Origin of the sequence: Sphingomonas metalli (genome assembly GCF_014641735.1) — a bacterium.
In the GTDB taxonomy this organism is placed as follows: Bacteria; Pseudomonadota; Alphaproteobacteria; order Sphingomonadales; family Sphingomonadaceae; genus Sphingomonas; species Sphingomonas metalli.
In genome coordinates, this window is record NZ_BMIH01000010.1 from 1 (window position 1) to 21,656 (window position 21,656).

A 21,656-nucleotide genomic window follows, 5' to 3' on the forward strand; every position below is an offset into this window, starting at 1 on the left:
CAACCCCTTTTCCTTCATCCGGCCTATATCGGCCGCTGCGCGCCCATAGCGTTCGATCGCGCGGGCCTGCGAGGGCGCCAGCGGCCGATCGGCCCCGGCACGCTCGGGCGACGTCGTTTTCTCCGACGTCGGTTTCGGCCGGAACCCGGCGAACATGCCCTTGGCCTTGTCGCGGACCTTCTCCGCCACCTGGCGCGCGAGTTCCGGGAACCGGATCTCGCGCCGATCGGCAAATGCGCGCGCCGGGTCCTGCTCTGGCCGCGTATAGTCGCCGGCCATGTCCTTGCCCCGGTCGCGCGACAGGGCGCGGACGAGCTGGCGCTGGTCGGCGAAGTCGTCGCGGCCGTAATGGAGTTGCATGGCCTCGCGGTGCCGCGACATGCCGACATAGGCGCTGTGGCGGTCCATGCCCGGCGTGGCGAGGACATGCGCGCGATCGACCGTCACGCCCTGCGCTTTGTGGAACGTCGCCGCATAACCATGATCGACGTGGGCGTAGTCCTTCGCGTCGAACGCGACGTGCGCGCCGCTGTCGAGCCGAACCTTCATGCCCTCGGCCGATACCTGCTCGATCGTGCCAAGCGTGCCGTTCTTCACCCCCAGCGACCGCTCGTTCCGCAGGAACATCAGGCGGTCGCCGCGCGCGAACGCGCGCGTCCCCCGGTCGGCGCTGAACGCCACGTCCTCGCCCAAGTCGCCGGTCGCGCGAAGTCGGCCGCGCGCCTCCTCGTTCAGTTCGCGGACCTCGGCATTCGTGTGGGTGAGGATGACGCGGGATTTGCCCGGCTCGGCCTGGCGGGCGCGATCCCAGCCGTCCACCAGCTCGCCCCGCGCAGCCAAGCGCGTGTCGGCCGCGTGAACCATGCCCTTGGCGTCATAGGCGTGGATCGCCTCGCCGGTGCGCCCGGTCGCCAGCGCGCGCGTGGCGTCGCGCTGCCAGTCCTCGCGCTGCCGGCGTATCTCGGTGATCTCGGCCGCGCCGTGCCGCTCGGTGACGCTGCGGAACGCCGCGCCCGCCTCGATCGCCTGTAGCTGCTCGGGGTCGCCGACCATGACGACCTTGGCCCCGGCATCGCGGGCTTGGGCGAACACCCGCTCCATCTGGCGCGAGCCGATCATGCCCGCCTCGTCCACCACCAATACATCAAGCGGGCCTAGCTGCTCGCGCCCCTGCCCCCATGCGTGTTCAAGGCTGGCGATGGTGCGCGACGCGATGCCGGACCCGCCCTCAAGGTTTTCTGCCGCAATGCCGGAAAGGGCCGCGCCGCGCACTTGGTAGCCCGCAGCCTCCCACCCGGCGCGCGCCACGCTCAACATAGCTGATTTGCCCGTCCCGGCATATCCGACCACATTGGCGATGCCGCTCGGCCCCGTTATGTGCTCCAGCGCGGCCCGTTGCTCGTCCCCGAGCACGAGTCCTTCACTCCCGGCGCGCGTGATCGCCCCCTTGATCGCCCGCGCCGGGAGACCATGATCCCCCCGCCCCGCCAGCTCGTCGCCGGCGCGCTCAAGCCGAGCCTCCACCGCGATCATGTCGCGGCTGGTGAACCGCTCCTGGTCGCGCCCGTCCCTTCCCAGCGCGACCAGCTCGGGGCTCGCGCGCACCGCCCCCATCACCTGGTCGAACTGCTCCTTGCCGTCCGAATGGCGGAACGCGAACGTCGCAAGGTCGCGGGTGGTGAACGTGGCCTGCTGCCGCGTGATGGCGTCCAGCGCGATATTGGGGTTGGCGATGATCTTGTCGCCGTTGTCGCGAGCGATGCGGGCGTGATCCTCGATCCGCTCGGCCTCAAGCCCCTGCCCCGGTCGCCGCGACGCGGCCGGGCCGATCTTGTGTTGCGGTTCCAGCTCGATCCCTTGGCGCAAGTAGGAGCGATGGTCGATCCGGCCCTCCAGCCCCAGCTCTGCCATGCGCTCGTTGACGTGCGCGCTCCACGCCTCGCGCCAGTCCTTCAACAGCTCGGTCGAGTTCCAGTCGCGGTTCTTCTTGCCGAACCCCTCCGGCCCCACGTCGCGCATCGCCAGCATGACATGCGCGTGCGGCTTGGGGGTGCCGTCCTTCGCCTTGTCCCAATGCACGTTCAGGTCCGCGACCATCCCGCGATCGACAAATTGCTTCTTCACGAAATCGCGCGCGAGCTGGACACCCTGTTTCTCATTCATCTCGCGCGGAATCGAGAACTCCACCTCGCGGGCAAGCTGCGCGTCCTTGCGCTTCTCCTCCGCCTCCACCTCGTTCCAAAGGCAAGCGCGGTCGTTTAAACGCTCCGGCGACCCTTGCGGCAACATCACCTCGGAGTGGATGACGCCCGCCTTGTTGCTGAAATCGTGATCCCGCCCGAGCCGCTCGTCGTGCAGCTCGGACGCGGAGCGGTAGGCGGCGCTCGCGACGGCGCTCGATCCGTTCGCGCGGCTGATGACCTTGGCGGAGAAATGATAGATCGCCATGACGCTCCGCACATTGCCCTACTTAGCGCACGTCGGCAACGACGTATAAGCGCGCACTCACAATCCGCTGCGCTCCTCGTGATTGACTTGGTGCTCCTGTCTTTGCGGTTCGTGCTTTACCCCTGCGTCGGCTGCGCTAGGGTGTTCGGGCTGATGATCGCGGAAGGATGGAGCGATGCGTAAGGTTCGCGATTACGATGCCGAGCTGAAGGCGCTGAACGACAAGGCCCGGTCGCTCAAGGCGAAGCGGGTCGAACAGCTCGGGCAACTGGTCGCCGCTACGGGTGCCGATGCGCTCGATGCCGAGACTCTCGCGGGTGTGCTGCTGGATGCGATCGGATCGAAGGATGCCAGCGCAAAGGAGGCATGGCGTGCGGAGGGCGCTGCGTTCTTTCAGCGGCGCGGGCGCAAAGGTGGCGGCGCTGCTGCAATCGACGGATCGGGCGCTGCGACTGAACCGGGCGGCGACGTTGCGGACGGAAGCGGCGGAACGGCGAACGGATAGCAGGGGCTGGGTCGTGCAACGCCGCGAACGCACGCGCCACCTGATCGAGCTGGGCGGGCTGGTCCAGAAAGCCGGCCTGGTCGAGCTGACCGACGACGATCGCGCAACGCTCTACGGCGCGCTGCTCGATCTCGCCGGACGCGCGCGGGGCGATGATGCCGGCGACGTGCTGGCGCTGTGGAAGCGACGCGGCAAACGCGCGTTCGATGCGGACGCGGAAACCACGGAGGCAAGCTGATGGCTCATTTCGATATCGAAGCGGTGCGGGCGGAAGTCCGGGCGATGGATTTTGTGCGCGGCACACCCGCTGACATTGCCGAGTGGCGCATGGCTAACGAAGACTCGCGCCATAATCATGTCATCGAAAACATGATCCCGACGCCGAACGAGGATGCGTTCTGGGAGATGATGCTGGAAGAGGCCGTGTCCCCTCCCCTCGTCACGCAAATCCTGCTCCGGCTGCTCGATCATCCCGACGCCGATCGCTCCTTGCCGATCACGCCCATGACTGCGCACGTCTGAACAGCAGGATGAGAGCGGATTTATCGATGCCCACTCCTAATTCGTCAATCCGATCAAATCAGTCGCATTCAGTGATTGCGTGTGATCGTTTATCCAGATATTGGAGATGCTCCTTTGGGGAGTAGCTACCCGCAGTATGCGGGGTCATCGTCAACATCCTTGGGCCGCTTTGTTTGGCAGCCCGTGGCGATGACAGCGGATCGATTGATCTGCCCAGCGAGACCAACGATGCACCGCCTCCCCTGTGGCCAGAGGCGCTTTGCATCGTTCGTCGACGGCCTTGGGATATGTTCAAGATGACTGGTTTACTTACGCTTGGCGCTCTCGGCGCGAGCCTGTCTGTGGACGCCTTCGCCGCTGCGGTCGGCAAGGGTGCCACCAATCAGCGCAATCGATGGATCGACGCGCTACGGGTCGGTGCGGTGTTCGGCTTTTTCGAGGCGATCACACCGGCGATCGGGTGGGCGATCGGCCTTGCCCTAAGCACATGGATCGCAGCGGTCGATCATTGGATCGCGTTCTTCCTGCTGCTCGGCGTGGGCGGCCATATGATCTATGCTGCCGCCAAGGCTGCCAATGCGGGCGGCGCGCCCAGGGACGAGGGTAACAACCTGGGGCGGTTGATCGCGACCGCCTTGGCGACCAGCATCGATGCTACCGCTGTCGGCGTCAGTCTGGCCGTCATGCAGGTCAATATCATCACCGCCTGCCTCATCATTGGCGGTGTGACGACAGTCGTTGCTACGCTGGGCGTCATGCTCGGCAAGCACGCCGGCAGCTATATCGGCCGCTACGCTGAAATCCTGGGCGGCCTCGCGTTGATCGTCATTGGCGGGTCCATCCTGTTCCAGCATCTTACCGCGACAGCGTAACCGGCAGCGAAGCCATCATACCGCCAAAGGCGGTATGATGGACGGGATCGGCGCAACCGTGCCAGGAACAAGCCGAGCGCCCTTGGCTCACTATACCAGCGTCACGGTCCTGGCATAGTGAGCAACCAGGAGAAAAAGGATGCGCTCGGCAAACACCTTGTTCGATGATGCGGTAATCGACTGTGTCGCAGGCGACCGCGCACCGACCGTCCAAGAACTGTTCCATGTCGCGGAAGTGATCTGGACAGAGGGTGCGGCCGATCGCTCGGCGTTCCGCTGGGACTGCCTCGCACCGACCGACCCAGGCAAGTTGATGTCGCTCCGCGCAGCGCAAGCCGCAATGTTGGGCTCCTGACTGACCAGCCATCGCCAGACCGCAACGATTTAGTCAATGATCGTCGGCAGTTTCAGTTTTTGCCGCTTAGGCGGGACGGGGTGTATGGACAGCAGCATATCGGCCGCGCCCTGCTCACCCCCGATGAAGTCCGCACACTGCGTCCCGATCGCCAGCTTCTGTTCCTCGCCGGGCAGCGGCCGATCGTCGCCGCCAAACTGCGATACTATGCCGATCGCGAGTTTGCCGGTCGGTTCGATCCGGCGTGATCGATCGCGGCTAAGTCGCTGGGCCGCAAACCAACGGGCCGATTTAAGCCTTGCTGGTGAAGTTCGCTGTGATCGGCGCACCGGAACGCCGAAAGGCTCATTCCCTGCCCTCACCGCGCTCCTGTCGGCCGCTGGGGCATGATCTGGCCCCCACCCTCCCCGACTTCTTCCTCGCCTAGCCAGCGGCGCTTGCGCCGCCCCTGTGACGCCGAAGGCGGCACGAAAGCGCATCGGCCATCGGCCGATTCCATCTGACCTTCTCTCGTCGGTTGCTGAGTGCGACGCTGACGTTAAAGGATTCTGTTAAATACGAATCGTTAAGTAGGTTAAGCTGCGAAAAGCGGCTATTTCCAGGTTAATTATCAAGGGCTTAATGGACCCCTCGGTGGGCGAAAACACGTGATTCGGTGTGTGAAAACACGATAGTGCGGTGTGTGAAAACACGAGTCAAAAGTGTGTGAAAACACGATAGCAAACGGCTCGGAAATGCCGATCGCCGGTATCCCGGAAGCCTTGCTGCCGCCGATCTCGGCCGAGATGCCCCGCCCCCCGGGGCGGCGGTGTGTGATAACACGATAGTTAGGAGCGGCCCGAAAGTCGGTCCATGAGGTCATCGACCTCTGCGGTGCGCCGTCGATCGGCTTCCATGCGGTCGCGCCGGTCCTGCTCGGCCTGGAGCTGCTCGGAGAGCGCCAAGGCTTCCGCCTCCCCTCTCAACCGAAATAGAATCGCCGGGCTGCCGTCGTTGGTTGCCACCATTTCCACCGCATAATCGGGGAGTTGGTTGGTTTCCACGATCTTGCGGAGCATTCGGTTGAACTCTTTAGGCTTGCTGTCGCTGCCGGTCTTGTCGCGCAGCACCTCCACCCGGCACGTCCACCCGCCGCGCTGATTGCCGGCGTGCTTGCGAGCGATACGATACAGCGCCCGCTCAAGCCCGCCGGTCAGTAGGAAGTAATCAGGGTGCATGGTGAGAAGCGACCGCTCCGCCATGATCCCCTCATAGACCCAATCCGACAGGGTGATCGTCATGCCGCGAGGCTGGTCGGTTTCGGGGTCGACCTCCAAGGTCCATTTGTCGAGCCAGTTGAAACCCGCCTTGCTGCGGCGCTTGGGGGCGCGGATCGATGTGGAAATAGAAGTCGTTTGTAATCGCTGTAGGGCGGCCTGAAGGTCTTGATAGGCGCGTCCGCTGGTGTTGCGCTTGATCGCCCGCAAAAGGTCGTAGGACGTGGTTGTGAGCGTCCTGGGTAGGTCGTTGACCCCCTGCTCCCGCATCCGATTTAGCGCCGACGTGGCCCATATGATGATATCGGCATCCCAAATCGTCGCCATGCCGTAGGCGGGTATCGCCTCGATCTTTACCCAGGTCGCACCGTCCGGGCTGGTATATTCGATCGGTTTGACCCGCTTGCGCTTCTGCAAGGAGAAGAACGGCCGTTCCATCATCTCCCGCTGGTCCTTGAGCGGAAGGTCGCCCATGATTGGCAGAAACAGGTCGAACTCCGGGCTGGGGTCGCGCCGCTTCTTCATAATTCAATCCTGCACGATTGCATTTGTGCATGTGTGCACACGTTCAAGCGCGTCCGAACTGTTTGTCGGCGTCGTATTTGGCGACCAGCTCGGCGATAGCTTCGGCCAGCAAATCCTGATGGCTGCGGCGCGTCCGTGCCGCTAGCACCCGGAACGCCTCGGCGGTCGGATCGGCAGGGTCGAAGTAAGCGCCCAAATGATATTTGCCTGGTCGCTGTCCGCTCGATCGGGGAGCGCGCGCCTCCGGTGGGGACGCTACAGGCTCGGACGAGGCGGACTCGGGCTTTGCCTTTGTGGCGACGGCAGGCGCGAGGAGTGAGGAACGTCGTGCCATAACATCAAGCCTTCACATTTGCAGGTGTGCAATCCTGCAATTCATCAAACAGGAATTGCCGAAGCGATGCAATCTCCTGGGCGGCTTTTCCATTGGGTTCGTGTTCGGTCACGCCAAGGCCATAGGGCCATGCTGCGCGATAGGCGCTGCGCTCTCTAATGACTGCGCGCGCTACCTTTAGCCCCGAATCTTCCGCCAGTGTCCGCGCATCGTCCAGCAGCGTCGTCGCCGTGGGCGGGGCTGCATTAAGCACGACATAGCCGGTCCTGCCGGTGCTAATGATGAGCTGGGCCGTGCGTTTGATCGCGTCCAGGTCGATTAGGGAAGGGCGGCATGGTATCAGGACGAGATCGGCGCGCTGCGCCGCGGCGACTGCTTCGGCTCCGGCTGCCGGGGGCGTGTCGATGATGGTAAGATCGAAACCGTTCGCCTCGGCCGCATCGATTGCCTGGTTCAAGCGCCGTGCACTAATCGGCTCTACATGAGGTAGCTCGGCCTCTCGGCGCTCGCTCCACGCCGTCGCGCTTTCCTGTGGGTCAAGGTCGAACAGGGCCGTCCTGATGCCTGCCGCTTGCGCCGCAACCGCCAGATTAACCGCAAGCGTTGTTTTACCGACGCCACCCTTTTGCGCTGCGAGTGTGATTATATGCAACTGTGCACACCTTCAGTTTTGGTATGTTGATGGTATGCAGAACGGCAGGATCGCACAACCTTCTTATCTCCGTGGCATAGGCCGGCTCGCGCGAACGATCGTTACGCGTCAGCGACGAGACGCCACCAAGCGGCTCGGTCGAAGCGCAAGCGGAGATAGAGCGTGGTCCGGCACGGGCGCGCCTGAACCTCCGCAATCAGGCAATGGCCTGAAGTCCGCCTTTTCTCACAACGGAAAGAAGACGCAGGGCAGGACCGCCCGGCCGCTTTGCCCCGCGCTCCCATTCGGAAACCAGGTTCTTCGAGACGTTAAGGTAGCGAGCGAACACCGGCTGCGACACGGCCTCCTGCTCCCGAATAGCTTTGATCTCGGCAGGGGAGAGGGCAGGGGCCGGCGCGAGGCATTGCACATCAAAATCGCGCATGGTCCGCTTGTCGATCAAGCCAACCTCGTACAAGTCCTCGGCCGTCTCATGCACAGCGGCCATGATCTCACTGCGATAGGTTTCAGGCTGCATCTTCGCCATCACACAACACCTCCTCGAATTTGCCCGCAACAATCAGGCGGCCCAGCTCCGCGTCCGCAAATCCCAGAACCTGCTTCGCCAACGCCTTCAAAGCACGCTCCTCGTCATCGTCGATGTTCGCCAGCGCACTCTTGGCGAAGCCGAAAATGAAAACCGCCCGCGTCGCCGTCCGAAAGGCAAGAACCGTCCGATAACCACCGGACTTCCCGGCACCGGGCCGTGCGACACGCTGCTTCATCAAGCCAGCACCAAGGTCGGCGTCGATCAGCCCCGCTTCAATACGGGCAACCGCCTCGCACAACGCCGCATCGCTGATGTTCTCCTTGCGGGCAAACTTCCGAAACCAAGCGTTCTTGAACACACGCATGAAATCGATCGCCCCCTCGCTTATCGGCTTTGGTATCATACAAAGTTTGATACTTCAACCTCGCGCCTAGATCAGCACCCGCTCAACCTCGTCCAGGGTTACGTCGTCGGGCCGACGATCGTAGAGCTGGGTGGTGCGGGTGGACGCATGGTTCGCCATCGTCGCGGCGCGCTCCAGCGTGCCGCCGTTCTTCAGATAGGCGGTGATGCCGGTCGCGCGGAACGAATGGTTGCCGATCGCCGTCTCGATCTCGGCCGCGACTGCGCGCCGACGCACCATCTGGAACGCATTGGCCTGGGGCAGGGGGGTATTGCTTAATCGCCTGGTCCCGCGCGCGATCGTGCGGAACAGCGGCCCTTTGCGATCGTCGCGCAGCTCGCACCTGTCGAGATAGGCGGTCAGATACTCCTCAAGGTTGTGGTGGCAGGGCATTTCGTGACGCTTGCCGCCCTTCTCATGCAGCCGCACCCATAGACGCCGATTCTGCACGAACACGTCCTCGACACGCATTTCCAGCGCCGCGCCGACCCGCGCGAACGAATAGACCATCAACCCGATCAGCGCCCGATCGCGCAATCCCGCCGGCGTCGTCACGTCGATCGCATCGAGCAATCGCCGCGCCTCGTCGGGCGCAAGCACCGGCGTCTTGCCACGCCGGACGCTGTGCGCGGGGCCGCGCACCGACGCGGCCGGATTTACCGGCACGACCTGGCCCGTCACCAGCCAGTCGAACAGGTGGCGCACGCCAGCGAGCCGCTGCTTGACGGTCGGCGCGCTCACCTCGCGCCCCAACCCCTCGATCCACGCCGCGACGTGCAACGGCTGCACCTCGGCGATCGACACCACGCCCCGCGCCGCGCACCACGCCAGGAACTCGCCCGCCGCGCGCGCATAGGCGCGGCGTGTGTGCGGGTTGCGAATGGTCACGGCGAAAAACTCCAGAAATCGGCGCTGCGCGCGATCGTCGGCCGCAGCGACCAACACGGGCAACGCGAGCGCGGGTGAGGGCAGGGGGGTGAGCTGGTTCATGGCCGGAGTCTACGCAATTTCTACATCCGATAAAGGACATTATCATATGTAGCGCGAGCTGTGGATCCTTGGCCGAAGCAAGAAGCAGATTTGAGATATGCCACAGCTCGATCGACACCGCTCAGCCGCGATCGGCGCAGCCTCCCGCAATCGAGCGTTTGCGGGAGAGGCCGCCACAGCGCGACGCAGCACGCCAGGTCGTGATTGGGTGACGTGAACTTGCCGGTCGCGCACCCTGCATCGTTCTGCTAATGCGAGGTGTTCGCAAGGTTCAAGACGAACAAAGCTGGAATCGATTGTTCTATGTCATCCTCCTGTTTCGCGTGGGCTAAGCCTGCATTCGCGTTGGTCGCGTCGCTCATGCTGCTGCTCATTCCATCCGCCGCAATGGCCGATACCGGCGACGTGCAAACCGCGTGGCGGCTGCTCGACTATATGGCGGTCGATTATGGTGGGGCGGTCGCCAATGGCTCGGTCAAGAGCGTGTCCGAGTATGCGGAAATGACGGAGTTTGCCGCCGGGGTGTCCATCCGCCTGCGCGCGCTTCCCGCGACCCCCGAGCGACAATCCCTGATCCAGCGCGCTTCGCAGCTCCAAGGGGTGATCGCCCGCAAAGGCTCGCCCCAGGATGTAGCGGCGTTCGCGCACGGCCTCGCCGCCGATTTGCTCAAAGCCTATCCGGTGCCGCTCGCCCCGGACAAGGCACCGGACCTCGCGGCGGGAACACGGCTATTCGCGCAAAACTGCTCCTCGTGCCACGGCCTTACCGGAAACGGGCGGGGGCCGGATGCCGCCAAGCTCGCCACCCCACCGATCGCGTTCACCGACACCGAGCGCGCGCGTCAGCGCAGCGTGTTCGCGCTCTATCAGGTGATAAGCCAAGGCATCGACGGAACCGCGATGCAGAGCTTCGCCGATCTGCCGAACGATCAGCGCTGGGCGCTGGCGTTCCGCGCCGGCAGTTTCGCCCTAGCGGACGCGCAAGCGGTCGAGGGTGAGCGGCTGTGGAAGTTGGATGCGGGCTTGCGGGCGCGGATTCCCGATCTCAAGACCTTGGTCGCGCTCACGCCGACTGCGCTCGCGGGCAACATCGGACAAGCCAAGGCCGATGCGGTGCTTGCCTATCTGCGACGCCACCCCGAGCAGGTGATGCAGCAGGCTCCAGGCTCGCTCTCCGTGGCGCGGGCCAAGCTCGCGCAAAGCCTCTCCGCGTTCCGGCGCGGCGATCGGCGCGCCGCAAAGGAGCTGGCGCTGTCCGCCTATCTTGACGGGTTCGAGCCGATCGAACCGATGCTCTCGGCGCGCGACGCTACGCTCATGTCCCGAATCGAAGGCGCGATGGGCGAGTACCGCGCCGCTGTGGAAAGCAACACGTCGGCCGATGATGTGGCCGAACGGGTGGCAGTGCTGGGCGGGCTACTCGATGACGCCGAGGCGGCGCTCGCGCCCGATGCCGCAACGCAGGCGTCCACCTTCCTCGGGGCATTCACGGTTCTACTGCGCGAAGGGCTGGAAGCGCTCTTGATCGTCGTGGCGATGATCGCGTTCCTGCGTAAAGCCGAACGATCGGAAGCCTTGCGCTATGTGCATGGCGGGTGGATCGGCGCGCTCGTCGCCGGCGGGATCACCTGGGCGATCGCCACCTATGCGGTCGGGATCAGCGGCGCGAGCCGGGAACTGACCGAAGGGTTCGGCTCGCTGTTCGCCGCGATCATCTTGCTCTCGGTCGGAATCTGGATGCACGGCAAGGCGCAAGCCGATCAATGGCAACGCTACATTCGGGAGAAAATGTCGCGCGCGCTGTCGGGCGGGTCCGGGTGGTTTCTATTCGGGCTGGCGTTCGTGGTGGTCTACCGGGAAGTCTTCGAGACGATCCTGTTCTACGCGGCGCTCTCGACCCAGGGAAACAACGGGATGCTGCTCGCCGGGGCCGGGGCGGCGATCGGTCTTCTCGGCATAATCGCCTGGGTGATGCTCCGCTACAGCCGGACGCTACCGATCACGCAGTTCTTCCGCTACAGCTCGTGGCTGATGGCCGCTCTGACGGTCGTGCTGGCCGGCAAGGGCGTCGCCGCCCTTCAAGAAGCTGGTATCATCGACATTGCACCCCTTGCCAGCGTTCCGCGCCTCTCGATGCTGGGACTGTTCCCGACCTGGCAATCGGTGCTGGCGCAGCTTGCGATGCTGGCCGCGATAGTGATCGGCTTCGCCTTCAATCGTCGGAAAAGGCTCCCCGTGCGCCGCGTGTCCCCCGGCTAAGAGATGGGCAGCGCCTCGCACTTGAGTTCATGCGAGCGTCAGTTTCACCAAAAGATGGCTCAAGAAGGCGATTTGTGCTCGCGACAGCCCATGCGAGCGCACCCGACAAACCGGGCGGTATCGCAGAACTCCCGAAGGTTGTCCGGGCAACCACCGCCGATGCGAGTAGATCAAGCATCGCGCGTTCGTCCAGGCTATCGTCGTCACCGGCTCTGTGTATCGGGGTGAGGTGGCCTCGGGCGGCGCGCATCGCGGTTCCGACTTGCCCTCGTCGGTTTTGACGACGAGCAAATGCTGGAGGACGATCCGCCGCCCGCTATTCTCGATCACGCGGACGCTCTTATGCCCGCCTGACACCTTGGCCGCGATCGGCGTATAATCGGCGTGCCACGGCGCCGTTTCGCGGAAGTCGGACGTCACCTTGTAATTCCCGGCCATCGCCAAGATCGAGGCGCGATCGGCGTCGAACGCAGCGCGCTCCAGCGCCGCCGTGCGCGTCGGGAGGGGGCCATCGGCGTAAGCCGGTGCGATAGAGGATTGCCGCCAGCAGCGCGAACGCCGATCGGGCGTGCGCGAGCAGCATCAGATCGGCCTGCTGCCGGCGGCTGGCGGGCCGGTCCTTCCAGGCAAAAAATAGCCGCTCGGGCTTGCGATTGATAATCATTCTCGATAGTGGAAATGCAGTACTGGCGATTGCTGCTGGTAGCTGGCTCGAAAGGTCCGCCATTGCTCCGTTATGGTCTCCCGCTTGGTATCGCGGCAATGCTGCCGCTTTCCGCAGCCGCTGCTACTGAAGGCGGTCAAGATGCAATCGTCGTAACTGGCAAGCGCGACAACCCTTACCGGGCCGACGCCGCAGCCGCGACCAAGACCAACACTCCGCTCGAAGACACGCCGCAGACCGTCAGCGTGGTCACCGCCGAACGCATAGCCGATGGCGCGCTTCGTAGCGTTGCAGACGTGCTGCGCTACGTGCCGGGGGTCACCGTTGGACAGGGCGAGGGCAACACCGACCAGATCGCGATACGCGGGCAGGTAACGACCGCGAGCTTCTTTCTCGACGGTGTGCGCGATGACGTCGAATATTTCCGTCCGCTCTACAACCTCGCCCGTGTCGAGGTGATCAAAGGTCCCAACGCGCTGCTGTTCGGTCGCGGCAGCGGTGGTGGTGTCATCAATCGCGTAACCGTCCGTCCAGAACTCGGTCTGACCCAGGGCGCGGCCCAGGCGGGGGTAAGCAGTTTTGGCGGTGCCGACGCCGGCTTGGGGCTTAATTTGCCGCTCGGCCGCACTACGGCGGCACGGGTTGATGCCTTCTACGAGCGTCTTCAAAATCACCGCGCCTATTTTGGCGGCGACCGTTGGGCTGTGAACCCGCAGCTACTAGTTGAAATCGCTCCCAACTGGCGCGCGGGACTTGCCTACGAGCATGTCCAGGACGTGCGCGTGGCTGATCGCGGCGTACCTTCGATTGAAGTTCCGAACGCTCCTAACAGGCCGCTTCCGGGCGACCGCCGAACTTTTTTCGGCCTGCCCGGGTTCAACTCGGCGCGCCTCGCCGCTGATATCACCACGGCGCGGCTCGATGGTGAACTCGCCCCCGGCGTCACCTGGTCGACCATCGCGCGCTATGCCGAATACGACAAGTCCTACGCCAATGTTTACCCGGACGCTCCGGCTACTTCGCCCACTGGCACGGTCGCGCTCGCAGCTTATGCGAACCGGACGCATCGCAGGAATTTGATCGTCCAATCGAATATCGTGGCGAAGCGCCGCCTGTTGGGCGCTGAACATACGCTGCTGGTCGGTGCAGAATATGGCTCACAGGCAAGCACCGGACGCGAGGTGGAGGGGACGGTTACACCCGGTTCGGTATCGGTGCTGACACCCGCTCCCTCGATGGTAGCGCTCGACGAGGTCGCCTTCGATTTGCGGACTCAGGTCGATTTTTTCTCGCTTTATGTGCAAGACCAGGTCAGCCTTGCGTCTTGGCTCGATGTGATTGCGGGGGTGCGCTGGGATCGGTTCGCATTTAAGGGAGATGATCTCATTACCACCCCGATACGCCCGTTCGCGCGCACCGACAGCAATTTCTCGCCACGGTTTGGTGTCGTGTTCAAGCCGACGGACAAGGTCCGTCTGTACGGGTCGTACGCACGCTCTTTCCAGCCGCGGTCGGGTGATCAATTTGTCGAGGGTTTGATCGCCGATGAGCGCAACCTCGAACCGGAATCCTACCAGAACTATGAAGTCGGGGTAAAGTGGCAGCCCACCCCGGCGCTGATCGCAACGGTGGCCGCCTTCCGCCTTGACCGCACCAATGCGACCACGCCCGCCCCGGACAATCCGCTCGTGTTGCTCAACATCGGCGCGACCCGAACCGAGGGGGTTGAGGCCGAGGTGACCGGGCGGCTGCTCCCGACGCTTGACGTTAGCGCAGGTTACACTTGGCTCGACGCCCGGTTACGCGGCAACGATGCAGTTCGCCTCGCCCAAACGCCGCGCGCGCGCGCCTCGGTCTGGGCGCGTTGGCAGGCGACCCCGCGCTTTGGGCTAGGTGCCGGCCTGGTCCACCAATCAAGCCAGTGGGCAGCGATCCGCACCGAGCCGACCACCACGCTCCTCCCGGCCTACACCCGCCTCGATGTGGCGCTGCTCTACCGCGTGTCGGCACGCACCCAGGTCCAGCTCAACGTCGAAAACTTGGCGAACACGCGGTATTATTCCGACGCATACGACAACAACAACATCTCAACCGGAGCGCCAATCAACGCCCGGCTGACAGTGCGGACAGGGTTTTAGACCTGCTTTACTGTTGATTGTGGCGACGCCTGAGAAGCCAGCTCGATCGTGGTAAAGCTCCTAATGCTAAGGCATGACCGCTGACGTGCTCCCCTGAAACTCGACCAGTCTGAGATAGAGTCCTTCTGATGAGGAGGACGGACGATGAAGCGGAGCAGGTTCACCGAGGAGCAGGTGATCGCGATCCTGCGTGAGCAGGAGGCCGGTGCAAAGACGGCGGATGTGTGCCGCAAGCACGGGATCAGCAGCCCGACGTTCTACGCTTGGAAGGCCAAGTACGGCGGGCTGGGCGTGTCGCAGGCACGTAAGCTCAAGGTGCTCGAGGAACTATCGGCCGCGCTCGATCTTCCGTCGGGTTTCCGTGCGATTGCGGGCTATGCTTATCTCGACACGCGCATCACCGCCTCGGCAACGCCGGCCTTCGTCGGCAAGCGTGCGACCATTACGCCGAAAATTGCCGTCAATGCCTTCGTGACCAAGACAATCGCGACGCGGTTCGGGATAGGCGCGGGGGCGAACTACGTCGGCGATCGGTTCGCCGATCCAGCCAATACCACCGTGCTCGGCCACTATGCGGCGTTGCAGCGGCCGCCGAAGGGCAGTGGGGCGCTCTCGCCCCCGATCTCGATTAGCAGACGCTGATCGCAAAAGCGCAGCGGCGTTTTCCTCGAGCGACGCTGCGGATTATCGGGCTACCCACCAAGCCGGACGGCCGATCGCGATACGATGCGTCAGCCCGGAGAATGGGTGCCGAACGGCAGCACGATCGTGTGGAAGGCGTTAACTTTTCTGCCAGATTTCACAAAAGTGTAGTCCCCGGAGTGCAAGGGCTTCCCGATAAATGGGGAAACGATATTCATGAAGAACAGCCTTTTTCTGTGCGTAGCCGTCGCCGCTCTCGTGATCCCAGCAGCCGCGATGGCGCAGGAAACAACCTCGTCTATTCGTGGCTCGGTCACAGCCGATGGTGCGCCGGTTTCGGGCGCGAGTGTAGTCGTGACCAATGTTCCCTCGGGCACACGCTCGACCGCGACGACCGGCGCCGATGGCAATTTCAGCCTATCCGGCCTTCGTCCCGGCGGTCCCTACACCGTCGAGGTACGGAGCGCACAAGGAAGCAAGACTGTCACCGACATCTTCACCGTTGTTCAGCAATCCTATGACCTGCCGATCGACCTAGTCGCCGAAGGCGGCGGCGACATCGTCGTGACGGCATCGCGTGTGCAGGGCGCCGGCACCTCGTCGGACGGACCGCAGACCGTACTTACCCAGGCCGACGTGAGCAAGGTTGCCTCGGTCAACCGCGACATACGCGACGTCGAGCGACGCGACCCGTTCGCTACGCTCGATCTTTCGAACGCAGGTGACCGCGGCGGCGCCGTTGCATTCGCAGGCGTTAATCCGCGCTTCAATCGCTTCACCATCAACGGTGCGACTGTCGGCGACAGCTTCGGCCTAAACCAGGACGCCAGCCCCACTAACCGCGGCCCGATTCCGTTCGACGCAATCGGCCAAGTCTCGGTCTCGATCGCGCCTTATGATTTTCGCCAGAGCGGCTTCCAAGGCGGTGCGATTGATACCGTGCTGCTTTCGGGCACCAATGAGTTTCACGGCACGGGCTTCTACTCGCAGAACACCGATGGCCTGTCGGGCACCCGCATCGGCTCTACGACGATCACCCCGCCCAAGTACAAATCGGAAACCTATGGCGCGACGTTCCGCGGCCCGATTATTCAGGACAAGCTGTTCTTCATGGTGTCGGCCGAGCGCAACACCGATCCCCGGCCGTTCAGCACACAACTCGCTCAGGTGCCGGGTCTCACACAAAGTGCGGTCGATAACGTCGTGGGCATCGCAAAAACCAAATACGGCATCGACGCTGGTTCGGTCCTGACAATCAACCCGCGCAAGGACGAGAAGATCGTCGGCCGTATCGATTGGAACATCACCGACGGCCAGAAGCTGTCGCTGTCGTACATCAATGCTTACGACTCACTGGTCAGCCAGAACAACACGTCGTCGTCCAGCAGCACGCCAAGGTACGGCCTCAGCACAAACGCCTATGCGCTGACCGAGCTGCTGCGGACTGGGATCGTCCAGCTGAACTCGGACTGGACCGACAATCTATCGACCGAAGCACGCCTTATCTACAGTTCCACCAAGCGTGGTCAGGAACCGCTTGGTGGCCGCCCCAACGGTCAGTTGCAGGTCTGTCTTGACCCGACCAACAATGCGGGCTCAGGGACCCGCCCGTCGGCTACGGGCTGCTCCACCGGCGTGCCGAGCGTAACATTTGGTCCCGACAATTTCCGCCAAACCAACCAGCTGTTCTTCGACACTTGGGAAGGCTCGCTCCTGGCGCGCTATCGCGCTGGTGACCACGAGGTCAAAGCACTCGTCGACATCACCGAAAAGCGCACCTTCAACAACTTCGTGCCCAACAGCCTCGGCGCCTTCTACTTTGACTCGCTCGCCGACTATCAGGCGGGCCGAGCTAACAGCCTGAACTATGCTGCCACACTGGATGGCTCGCCGACCAGCGCCGCTGCGGACTTCCGCTATACGCAGTATGCCTTCGGTCTGCAGGACGACTGGCAGATCACCCCAACGCTGTCGTTCGCCTACGGCGTTCGTGCCAACCTGTACGCGATGAACAATTATCCGACATACAACCCTTATTTCCAGCAGCGTTATGGCTATCCGAATACCAAGACCTATAAGGGCCTCGAACTGTTTGAGCCGCGCGCTAGCTTTAGCTGGAAACCGATATCTGCGCTAAAAATCCGCGGCGGTGCAGGCATTTTCGGAGGTGGTTCGCCGGATATCTATCTGTCGAACAGCTTCTCGAACACGATCACGACCAACTCGATTTTCCTCTCGCGTGATGCGACCTGCAATACGCCAGGTAGTATCTGCGACCTTGCGCTCAACAATGTGACCGGCAATGTTCCCAGTGCGATCGCCGCCTATGCCGGCACCGCGGCCACACCGGCCCTGCTGGCGAAAACTAACACCGGCGCGCTCTCGAGAGACTTCCAGCTGCCATCGTCGCTGAAGGCAACCCTGTCCGCCGACTATACGTTGTTCGGCATCGATCTGGGCGCTGACTATTATTACTCGAACAACGTCAACAGTGTGATCTTCACCGATGGCCGCTCGGTCGTGGTCGGGCGCCTGCCCGACGGGCGTCCCCGCTATAATGGCCTGGTCGCGAACAACGACAACAACTACGACATTATAGCGGGAAATTCCTCGCGTGGCCGCAGCCATATCGGCGTCGTGCGTGCAAGCAAGGGTTTCGACTGGGGCCTGTCGTTGTTCGGCAGCTACACCCGGCAGGACGTGAAGGATGTGAGTAACGCGTCATCGTCCACGATCAATTCGAACTATCGGTATCAGTTTTTCGCCGATCCTAATTACCCTGCCTATGGCATCTCGGACAACCAGACCAAATGGTCGTTCAAGTATAGCGTCGGCTACGATCACGCCTTCTTCGACGACTATCGTACCGTTTTCCAGCTGTTCGGCGAAACCCGCGCAGGCCTTCCGTACAGCTATACGATGAGCGATCCCACCACAACGCGGTCTCCAGTCTTCGGTACCAATCTGAACGGCAGCGTCGGTAGCAATCTTCTGTACGTGCCGATCGGCACCAACGATCCGGTCATCGCCTATGGTGACGGAACGACCGCGGCGGCGCTCGATGCCTACATCAACGCCCATCCGGGCCTGGCCAAGTATCGCGGCAAGATCGTGGACAAGAACACCGCTCGCAGCCGTGCCTTCACGCGGATCGACCTGCATATTGAGCAGGAGATTCCGACCTTTATCGGCAAGTCGCGCATTACCCTGTTTGGCGATATCAATAACTTGCCAAACTTGCTCAACAAAAATTGGGGCGGCCTGCGTCAGGTCAACGGGTCGGCGGCGCTGGTAAACGTGCAGTGCGCGAGCGCTAACGGATCGGCACTCACCGGCAATATCGGAAGTGCTACCAATCCCGCCACCGGCTGCGCACAATACATCTACTCGGGCTTTCGCGCCCCTAACGAGGCGCTTAATGTAACCCAGTCACTTTACCAGATTCGCCTCGGCGTGCGCTTTACGTTTTGATTTGTTATACAAAAGGTTTGCAGACTAGCGAGTTAAACTCGGCCGACTTAACATTCTGAGCCTTAGCGGCCTGGAGAATAGTGGATGTGTCCGATATCCCCGCAGTTACAATCTATGGTCCGCAGCAGGCGCATGTTTGTCCATCTCGCTATTGCAATTCTCGGCTTTCTCGGCTCTTCACCGGCTATGGCTTGGGGAAAGACCGGCCATCGGATCACGGGTGCCATCGCCGATCACTATCTGAGTAGCCGCGCACGAACGGAAATAAATCATATCCTAGGAACCGAAAGCCTCGCCGAAGCATCAAATTGGCCAGACTTCATGCGGTCGAGCACTGACCCTTTTTGGCAGAAAACCGCGAGTCCATACCACTATGTGACCGTTCCCAAGGGAAAGACCTATTCGGAGGTAGGCGCGCCTTCGGAAGGCGACGCCGTCACCGCTCTACGACGCTTCTCGGCAACGTTGCGAAATCCTAAGGCACCTCGGGCTGACAAGCAACTTGCGCTTCGCTTCATCGTCCACATCGTTGGCGATCTTCAGCAGCCACTGCATACAGGCAATGGAGTAGACCACGGCGGCAACGAAGTTCCGGTGACGTTGTTCGGACTGAAAACGAATCTCCATTCTGTGTGGGACTCCGGGCTCATCGATCAGGAGCAGCTATCTTACTCGGAATGGACGCAGTACCTGCTGGCCAAGATCAAGCCGCAACAAGTCGTCGGGTGGAGCAGCCCCAATTCACTCGTCTGGATCGCAGAAAGCACTATTCTGCGGGACGCGATCTATCCATCCACGCCGAATCTCTCTTACGCCTACACGTTCCAGAATCATGCCATAATCGAACAACAGCTGGAGAAGGGTGGCCTACGTATTGCAGCGTATCTCAACCGGTTGTTTGTTGCAAGACCAAAACATCATACCACCTCGCGATAGGTGTTAGATGCCTATGGGCACGTTCGAAATGTTAACGTGCCCACGGCCGTAATGCCGCAATTTCCAGTCCTGCTCGGTAGTTATCAACGCTTCACTCTGTTTCCCCCAGTTTCAGAGCGTCTCTGATCGTGTAGAACATGTCGGTCTGATCGGTGAGGCCCATGAAATTGGCGGCGCGAGGACCGAAAGCGGCGACGCGCAGCTGGGCACCAGTATGTCCCTGCGAGCCGGTTTCGGCCGTGCCGTAACTGATGGTCATAATGGAGCCATCGCGGGTCGTCAGGGCTGCGGTAAGGCCCGGGGCCTTAGTGCCGTTTCTGACGATCTGGCTGGTATGCGCATGATCTGCGGTCACGATCACCAACGTGTGGCCATCGGCACGCGCGAAGGCGAGCGCCTCCTGAACCGCCTCGTCCAGGTCTATGGTTTCGCCGATCTGGCCGCACGGATTGGCGGCATGGTCCTGTTTATCAATCGACGCGCCCTCGACCTGGAGGAAGAAACCTTTGGGCCGCCCCTTCAGCAAGCCAATTGCCTTGCGCGTCATCGCCGCCAGTGTCGGCATAGTGGAATCACGCGCTGCATTCGATTGGCAGGTGATCGGCGGCTGATCGAGATTGCCGTGCAGCGTGGCACGCGGTCCCTCCCACCGCACTGGCATGTTGCCGGACGCGAAGAGGCCGAGCAGCGGCCGCTTCTGATCGGCTACTGTCACCGCGCCCAGTGCAGCAGCATCGCGCACTACACTATAGCCGCGCGCCTGAGCCTGAGTAATCAGCGTCGTGCCCTTCCAGCGACCTGCCTTCGCAGCCTCGTCGAAGGTCGCGGCGCCGCCGCCGAGTACCAGATCAGCGCGCGTATCAAGGGTCTGCTCGGCGATCGAGCCGGGACCGCCATTCTCCAACGCATCGGCCGGGCAAGTCGCGCTGGTCGCGACCGGGCCGTAGCATTTTCGGAAGGCGACATGGGCCATTTGGGCCGCCGGGGTGGCATCCTCGATCTCGGCGGTGGTGACGTTGCCGGTGGCAAGCCCGGCTGCTCGCGCTATGGCGACCAACGAAGGGTGCGGCTTGCCGCGTATGTCGACCCCAATCGCCCCATCATAACTCTTTACGCCGGTTGCCCAAGCGGTGGCCGCCGCCGCAGAATCTGTCACGTAATCGGGTTTGCCGGTCTGCCGGTCGAGCGCGTAATGCGTGTACTGGCCGGTCACCGGCAGCGCGTCGATACCCTTGAAATAGCCCGCTACGCCTTCGGCATAGTTGCGCGCCAGGGTGATCTCCGAATCACCCATGCCGTCGCCGATCAACAAAATGACGTTTCTGACTTCACTGTCGGTGAGCATCCCTCGATAGGTGGCGGTCATGTCGCCGTTGATCCTGCGGGCACCGCCCGGAGCGCTCAAATCCCTACCCGCATTGCGGGCTAGGTCTGGCCGCTTTTGTTGGGCGGCCGCCGAAGTGGCGACGACGGCAGCAACGGCGAGGAGTGAAAGACGTAACGAGATCATGGGAGGCCTCAATGATGGCGTGCGAGGGTCCACCCGGCCTGAGTCGACAGGAGGTGCGCTAGCGGAAGTCCGCGACTCTGGGGCACACAGAAGTCAGTGTTATGACAGCTGCTCCGGCCGACGCAGCAGGAAAGTCTAGAAACGAGGTTTAACCCGAACTGAGCGTTCGCGCGTCTTGGTGCCCCACTTGGATGAGCGAACAGCGCCGCGTTGCGGCCCCACGGCAGGCCTCGTCATCACCACGCCGCGCTCATCTGGGTTCCTCAGGGCCAATTCTGATCGTGCATCGCACCGTCTCACGCGCTCGTGCTGCGGCCTTGCTGCACCCCTCGATCGCTTCGCGGTTGGCCGTCACGATCCTGTCGGCCGCGACGATCGCGCGGAACGCGGCCGGGCTGGCGCTCTGCATCATGCGCTGTCCCGCTTCCCAACGGGGCAAGTCGAGCGTCCGCGCCGCCATGCGCTCGGGCCATTGCCAGCTCGCCGGCGCGATCTCGCGCGCGGCCAGGCCGGGCAGGACCGCCCATGCGAGGATGCCGATCGCCGCCCCGCCCAGGGCGAACCATAGCTGCCGGTTCTTCTGGTCGGCCCGCGTCCATGCGGACCCGGCGATGGTGCGAAGCTCGGCCATGACGCGGGCCTTGT

The 21,656-nt window shown here is 62.7% G+C and carries 21 protein-coding genes and 1 pseudogene; 11 read left to right on the forward strand and 11 right to left on the reverse strand.

Annotation, left to right across the window (positions count from 1 at the left end; all coding sequences use genetic code 11):
- Window positions 1-2,448 (reverse strand): Ti-type conjugative transfer relaxase TraA (traA, locus tag IEX18_RS18275; protein WP_188661317.1); only part of this gene is annotated, 2,448 nt, incomplete at its 3' end.
- Window positions 2,449-2,623: 175 nt separating this feature from the next.
- Here traA and IEX18_RS18280 point away from each other — a divergent pair.
- The 6 genes from IEX18_RS18280 (at window position 2,624) to IEX18_RS18305 (ending at window position 4,950) form a co-directional block, all read left to right on the forward strand.
- Window positions 2,624-2,953, forward strand: a complete 330-nt coding sequence (locus IEX18_RS18280) for a conjugal transfer protein TraD (RefSeq protein ID WP_188661319.1) — start codon at window positions 2,624-2,626, stop codon at window positions 2,951-2,953.
- A gap of 13 nt (window positions 2,954-2,966) precedes the next feature.
- The gene (locus tag IEX18_RS18285) at window positions 2,967-3,191 is read left to right on the forward strand and encodes a conjugal transfer protein TraD (protein ID WP_188661322.1); all 225 of its coding nucleotides are present in this window, start codon (window positions 2,967-2,969) and stop codon (window positions 3,189-3,191) included.
- Window positions 3,191-3,475 carry a hypothetical protein gene (locus IEX18_RS18290; protein WP_188661325.1) on the forward strand — a complete coding sequence of 95 codons (285 nt, stop codon included), beginning with the start codon at window positions 3,191-3,193 and terminating at the stop codon, window positions 3,473-3,475. The genes IEX18_RS18285 and IEX18_RS18290 overlap by 1 nt, the downstream gene beginning before the upstream one ends.
- A gap of 287 nt (window positions 3,476-3,762) precedes the next feature.
- Window positions 3,763-4,347, forward strand: a complete 585-nt coding sequence (locus IEX18_RS18295; protein ID WP_229664715.1) for a manganese efflux pump MntP — start codon at window positions 3,763-3,765, stop codon at window positions 4,345-4,347.
- Between the two features lie 139 nt (window positions 4,348-4,486).
- The gene (locus tag IEX18_RS18300; protein ID WP_188661329.1) at window positions 4,487-4,702 is read left to right on the forward strand and encodes a hypothetical protein; all 216 of its coding nucleotides are present in this window, start codon (window positions 4,487-4,489) and stop codon (window positions 4,700-4,702) included.
- Between the two features lie 80 nt (window positions 4,703-4,782).
- The gene (locus tag IEX18_RS18305; protein ID WP_444544617.1) at window positions 4,783-4,950 is read left to right on the forward strand and encodes a type IV secretory system conjugative DNA transfer family protein; all 168 of its coding nucleotides are present in this window, start codon (window positions 4,783-4,785) and stop codon (window positions 4,948-4,950) included.
- A 579-nt stretch (window positions 4,951-5,529) separates the two neighbouring features.
- Here IEX18_RS18305 and IEX18_RS18310 read toward each other — a convergent pair.
- The 6 genes from IEX18_RS18310 to IEX18_RS18335 all read right to left on the reverse strand — a co-directional run bounded on the left by IEX18_RS18310 (window position 5,530) and on the right by IEX18_RS18335 (window position 9,391).
- Window positions 5,530-6,483 carry a replication initiator protein A gene (locus IEX18_RS18310; protein WP_188661332.1) on the reverse strand — a complete coding sequence of 318 codons (954 nt, stop codon included), beginning with the start codon at window positions 6,481-6,483 and terminating at the stop codon, window positions 5,530-5,532.
- 43 nt (window positions 6,484-6,526) lie between these two features.
- Window positions 6,527-6,817 carry a ribbon-helix-helix domain-containing protein gene (locus IEX18_RS18830; RefSeq protein ID WP_308419362.1) on the reverse strand — a complete coding sequence of 97 codons (291 nt, stop codon included), beginning with the start codon at window positions 6,815-6,817 and terminating at the stop codon, window positions 6,527-6,529.
- Between the two features lie 4 nt (window positions 6,818-6,821).
- Entirely contained in the window at window positions 6,822-7,469 is a 648-nt protein-coding gene (locus IEX18_RS18320) for an AAA family ATPase (protein WP_188661335.1), read from the reverse strand.
- A gap of 196 nt (window positions 7,470-7,665) precedes the next feature.
- Window positions 7,666-7,995 carry a helix-turn-helix domain-containing protein gene (locus IEX18_RS18325; protein ID WP_188661341.1) on the reverse strand — a complete coding sequence of 110 codons (330 nt, stop codon included), beginning with the start codon at window positions 7,993-7,995 and terminating at the stop codon, window positions 7,666-7,668.
- Window positions 7,976-8,362 (reverse strand): type II toxin-antitoxin system RelE/ParE family toxin, encoded by a 387-nt coding sequence (locus IEX18_RS18330; RefSeq protein WP_188661345.1) that lies wholly within the window; start codon window positions 8,360-8,362, stop codon window positions 7,976-7,978. Before IEX18_RS18330 ends, IEX18_RS18325 begins: the two co-directional genes overlap by 20 nt.
- Before the next feature lie 66 nt (window positions 8,363-8,428).
- Window positions 8,429-9,391 carry a tyrosine-type recombinase/integrase gene (locus IEX18_RS18335; protein ID WP_188661348.1) on the reverse strand — a complete coding sequence of 321 codons (963 nt, stop codon included), beginning with the start codon at window positions 9,389-9,391 and terminating at the stop codon, window positions 8,429-8,431.
- A gap of 303 nt (window positions 9,392-9,694) precedes the next feature.
- Here IEX18_RS18335 and IEX18_RS18340 point away from each other — a divergent pair, with 303 nt between their 5' ends.
- Window positions 9,695-11,650, forward strand: coding sequence for a cytochrome c/FTR1 family iron permease (locus tag IEX18_RS18340; RefSeq protein WP_188661351.1), 1,956 nt, complete (start codon window positions 9,695-9,697; stop codon window positions 11,648-11,650).
- Between the two features lie 27 nt (window positions 11,651-11,677).
- Here IEX18_RS18340 and IEX18_RS18835 read toward each other — a convergent pair whose 3' ends face one another.
- Together IEX18_RS18835 and IEX18_RS18345 are read right to left on the reverse strand one after the other, a co-directional pair.
- On the reverse strand, window positions 11,678-12,088 hold the full coding sequence (locus IEX18_RS18835; RefSeq protein WP_308419363.1) for a hypothetical protein: 411 nt from the start codon (window positions 12,086-12,088) through the stop codon (window positions 11,678-11,680).
- Entirely contained in the window at window positions 11,991-12,314 is a 324-nt protein-coding gene (locus IEX18_RS18345) for a hypothetical protein (protein WP_229664716.1), read from the reverse strand. The genes IEX18_RS18835 and IEX18_RS18345 overlap by 98 nt, the downstream gene beginning before the upstream one ends.
- 98 nt (window positions 12,315-12,412) lie before the next feature.
- Here IEX18_RS18345 and IEX18_RS18350 point away from each other — a divergent pair, with 98 nt between their 5' ends.
- The 4 genes and pseudogenes from IEX18_RS18350 (at window position 12,413) to IEX18_RS18365 (ending at window position 19,501) form a co-directional block, all read left to right on the forward strand.
- On the forward strand, window positions 12,413-14,452 hold the full coding sequence (locus IEX18_RS18350) for a TonB-dependent receptor (protein ID WP_188661357.1): 2,040 nt from the start codon (window positions 12,413-12,415) through the stop codon (window positions 14,450-14,452).
- Window positions 14,453-14,596: 144 nt separating this feature from the next.
- Window positions 14,597-14,794: pseudogene (locus tag IEX18_RS18355) on the forward strand (transposase); the annotation flags it as partial.
- A 516-nt stretch (window positions 14,795-15,310) separates the two neighbouring features.
- Window positions 15,311-18,565, forward strand: a complete 3,255-nt coding sequence (locus tag IEX18_RS18360) for a TonB-dependent receptor (protein WP_188661361.1) — start codon at window positions 15,311-15,313, stop codon at window positions 18,563-18,565.
- A 132-nt stretch (window positions 18,566-18,697) separates the two neighbouring features.
- Window positions 18,698-19,501 (forward strand): S1/P1 nuclease, encoded by an 804-nt coding sequence (locus IEX18_RS18365; RefSeq protein ID WP_188661364.1) that lies wholly within the window; start codon window positions 18,698-18,700, stop codon window positions 19,499-19,501.
- A gap of 91 nt (window positions 19,502-19,592) precedes the next feature.
- Here the strand turns inward: IEX18_RS18365 and phoA are convergent, their stop codons facing one another.
- Window positions 19,593-21,011, reverse strand: a complete 1,419-nt coding sequence (gene phoA, locus IEX18_RS18370) for an alkaline phosphatase (protein WP_188661366.1) — start codon at window positions 21,009-21,011, stop codon at window positions 19,593-19,595.
- 250 nt (window positions 21,012-21,261) lie between these two features.
- Window positions 21,262-21,656: DUF6118 family protein (locus IEX18_RS18375; protein ID WP_229664717.1), on the reverse strand; the 395-nt coding region annotated here is incomplete at its 5' end.

Bases quoted from the DNA above. Each gene is read 5' to 3' on its own strand.
- IEX18_RS18280 (WP_188661319.1), top strand. From the start codon at position 2,624: ATGCGTAAGGTTCGCGATTACGATGCCGAGCTGAAGGCGCTGAACGAC.
- IEX18_RS18290 (WP_188661325.1), top strand. From the start codon at position 3,191: ATGGCTCATTTCGATATCGAAGCGGTGCGGGCGGAAGTCCGGGCGATG.
- IEX18_RS18295 (WP_229664715.1), top strand. From the start codon at position 3,763: ATGTTCAAGATGACTGGTTTACTTACGCTTGGCGCTCTCGGCGCGAGC.
- IEX18_RS18300 (WP_188661329.1), top strand. From the start codon at position 4,487: ATGCGCTCGGCAAACACCTTGTTCGATGATGCGGTAATCGACTGTGTC.
- IEX18_RS18310 (WP_188661332.1), bottom strand. From the start codon at position 6,483: ATGAAGAAGCGGCGCGACCCCAGCCCGGAGTTCGACCTGTTTCTGCCA.
- IEX18_RS18830 (WP_308419362.1), bottom strand. From the start codon at position 6,817: ATGGCACGACGTTCCTCACTCCTCGCGCCTGCCGTCGCCACAAAGGCA.
- IEX18_RS18325 (WP_188661341.1), bottom strand. From the start codon at position 7,995: ATGGCGAAGATGCAGCCTGAAACCTATCGCAGTGAGATCATGGCCGCT.
- IEX18_RS18330 (WP_188661345.1), bottom strand. From the start codon at position 8,362: ATGCGTGTGTTCAAGAACGCTTGGTTTCGGAAGTTTGCCCGCAAGGAG.
- IEX18_RS18335 (WP_188661348.1), bottom strand. From the start codon at position 9,391: ATGAACCAGCTCACCCCCCTGCCCTCACCCGCGCTCGCGTTGCCCGTG.
- IEX18_RS18340 (WP_188661351.1), top strand. From the start codon at position 9,695: ATGTCATCCTCCTGTTTCGCGTGGGCTAAGCCTGCATTCGCGTTGGTC.
- IEX18_RS18835 (WP_308419363.1), bottom strand. From the start codon at position 12,088: ATGGCCGGGAATTACAAGGTGACGTCCGACTTCCGCGAAACGGCGCCG.
- IEX18_RS18345 (WP_229664716.1), bottom strand. From the start codon at position 12,314: ATGATTATCAATCGCAAGCCCGAGCGGCTATTTTTTGCCTGGAAGGAC.
- IEX18_RS18350 (WP_188661357.1), top strand. From the start codon at position 12,413: ATGCTGCCGCTTTCCGCAGCCGCTGCTACTGAAGGCGGTCAAGATGCA.
- IEX18_RS18360 (WP_188661361.1), top strand. From the start codon at position 15,311: ATGAAGAACAGCCTTTTTCTGTGCGTAGCCGTCGCCGCTCTCGTGATC.
- IEX18_RS18365 (WP_188661364.1), top strand. From the start codon at position 18,698: ATGTTTGTCCATCTCGCTATTGCAATTCTCGGCTTTCTCGGCTCTTCA.
- phoA (WP_188661366.1), bottom strand. From the start codon at position 21,011: ATGATCTCGTTACGTCTTTCACTCCTCGCCGTTGCTGCCGTCGTCGCC.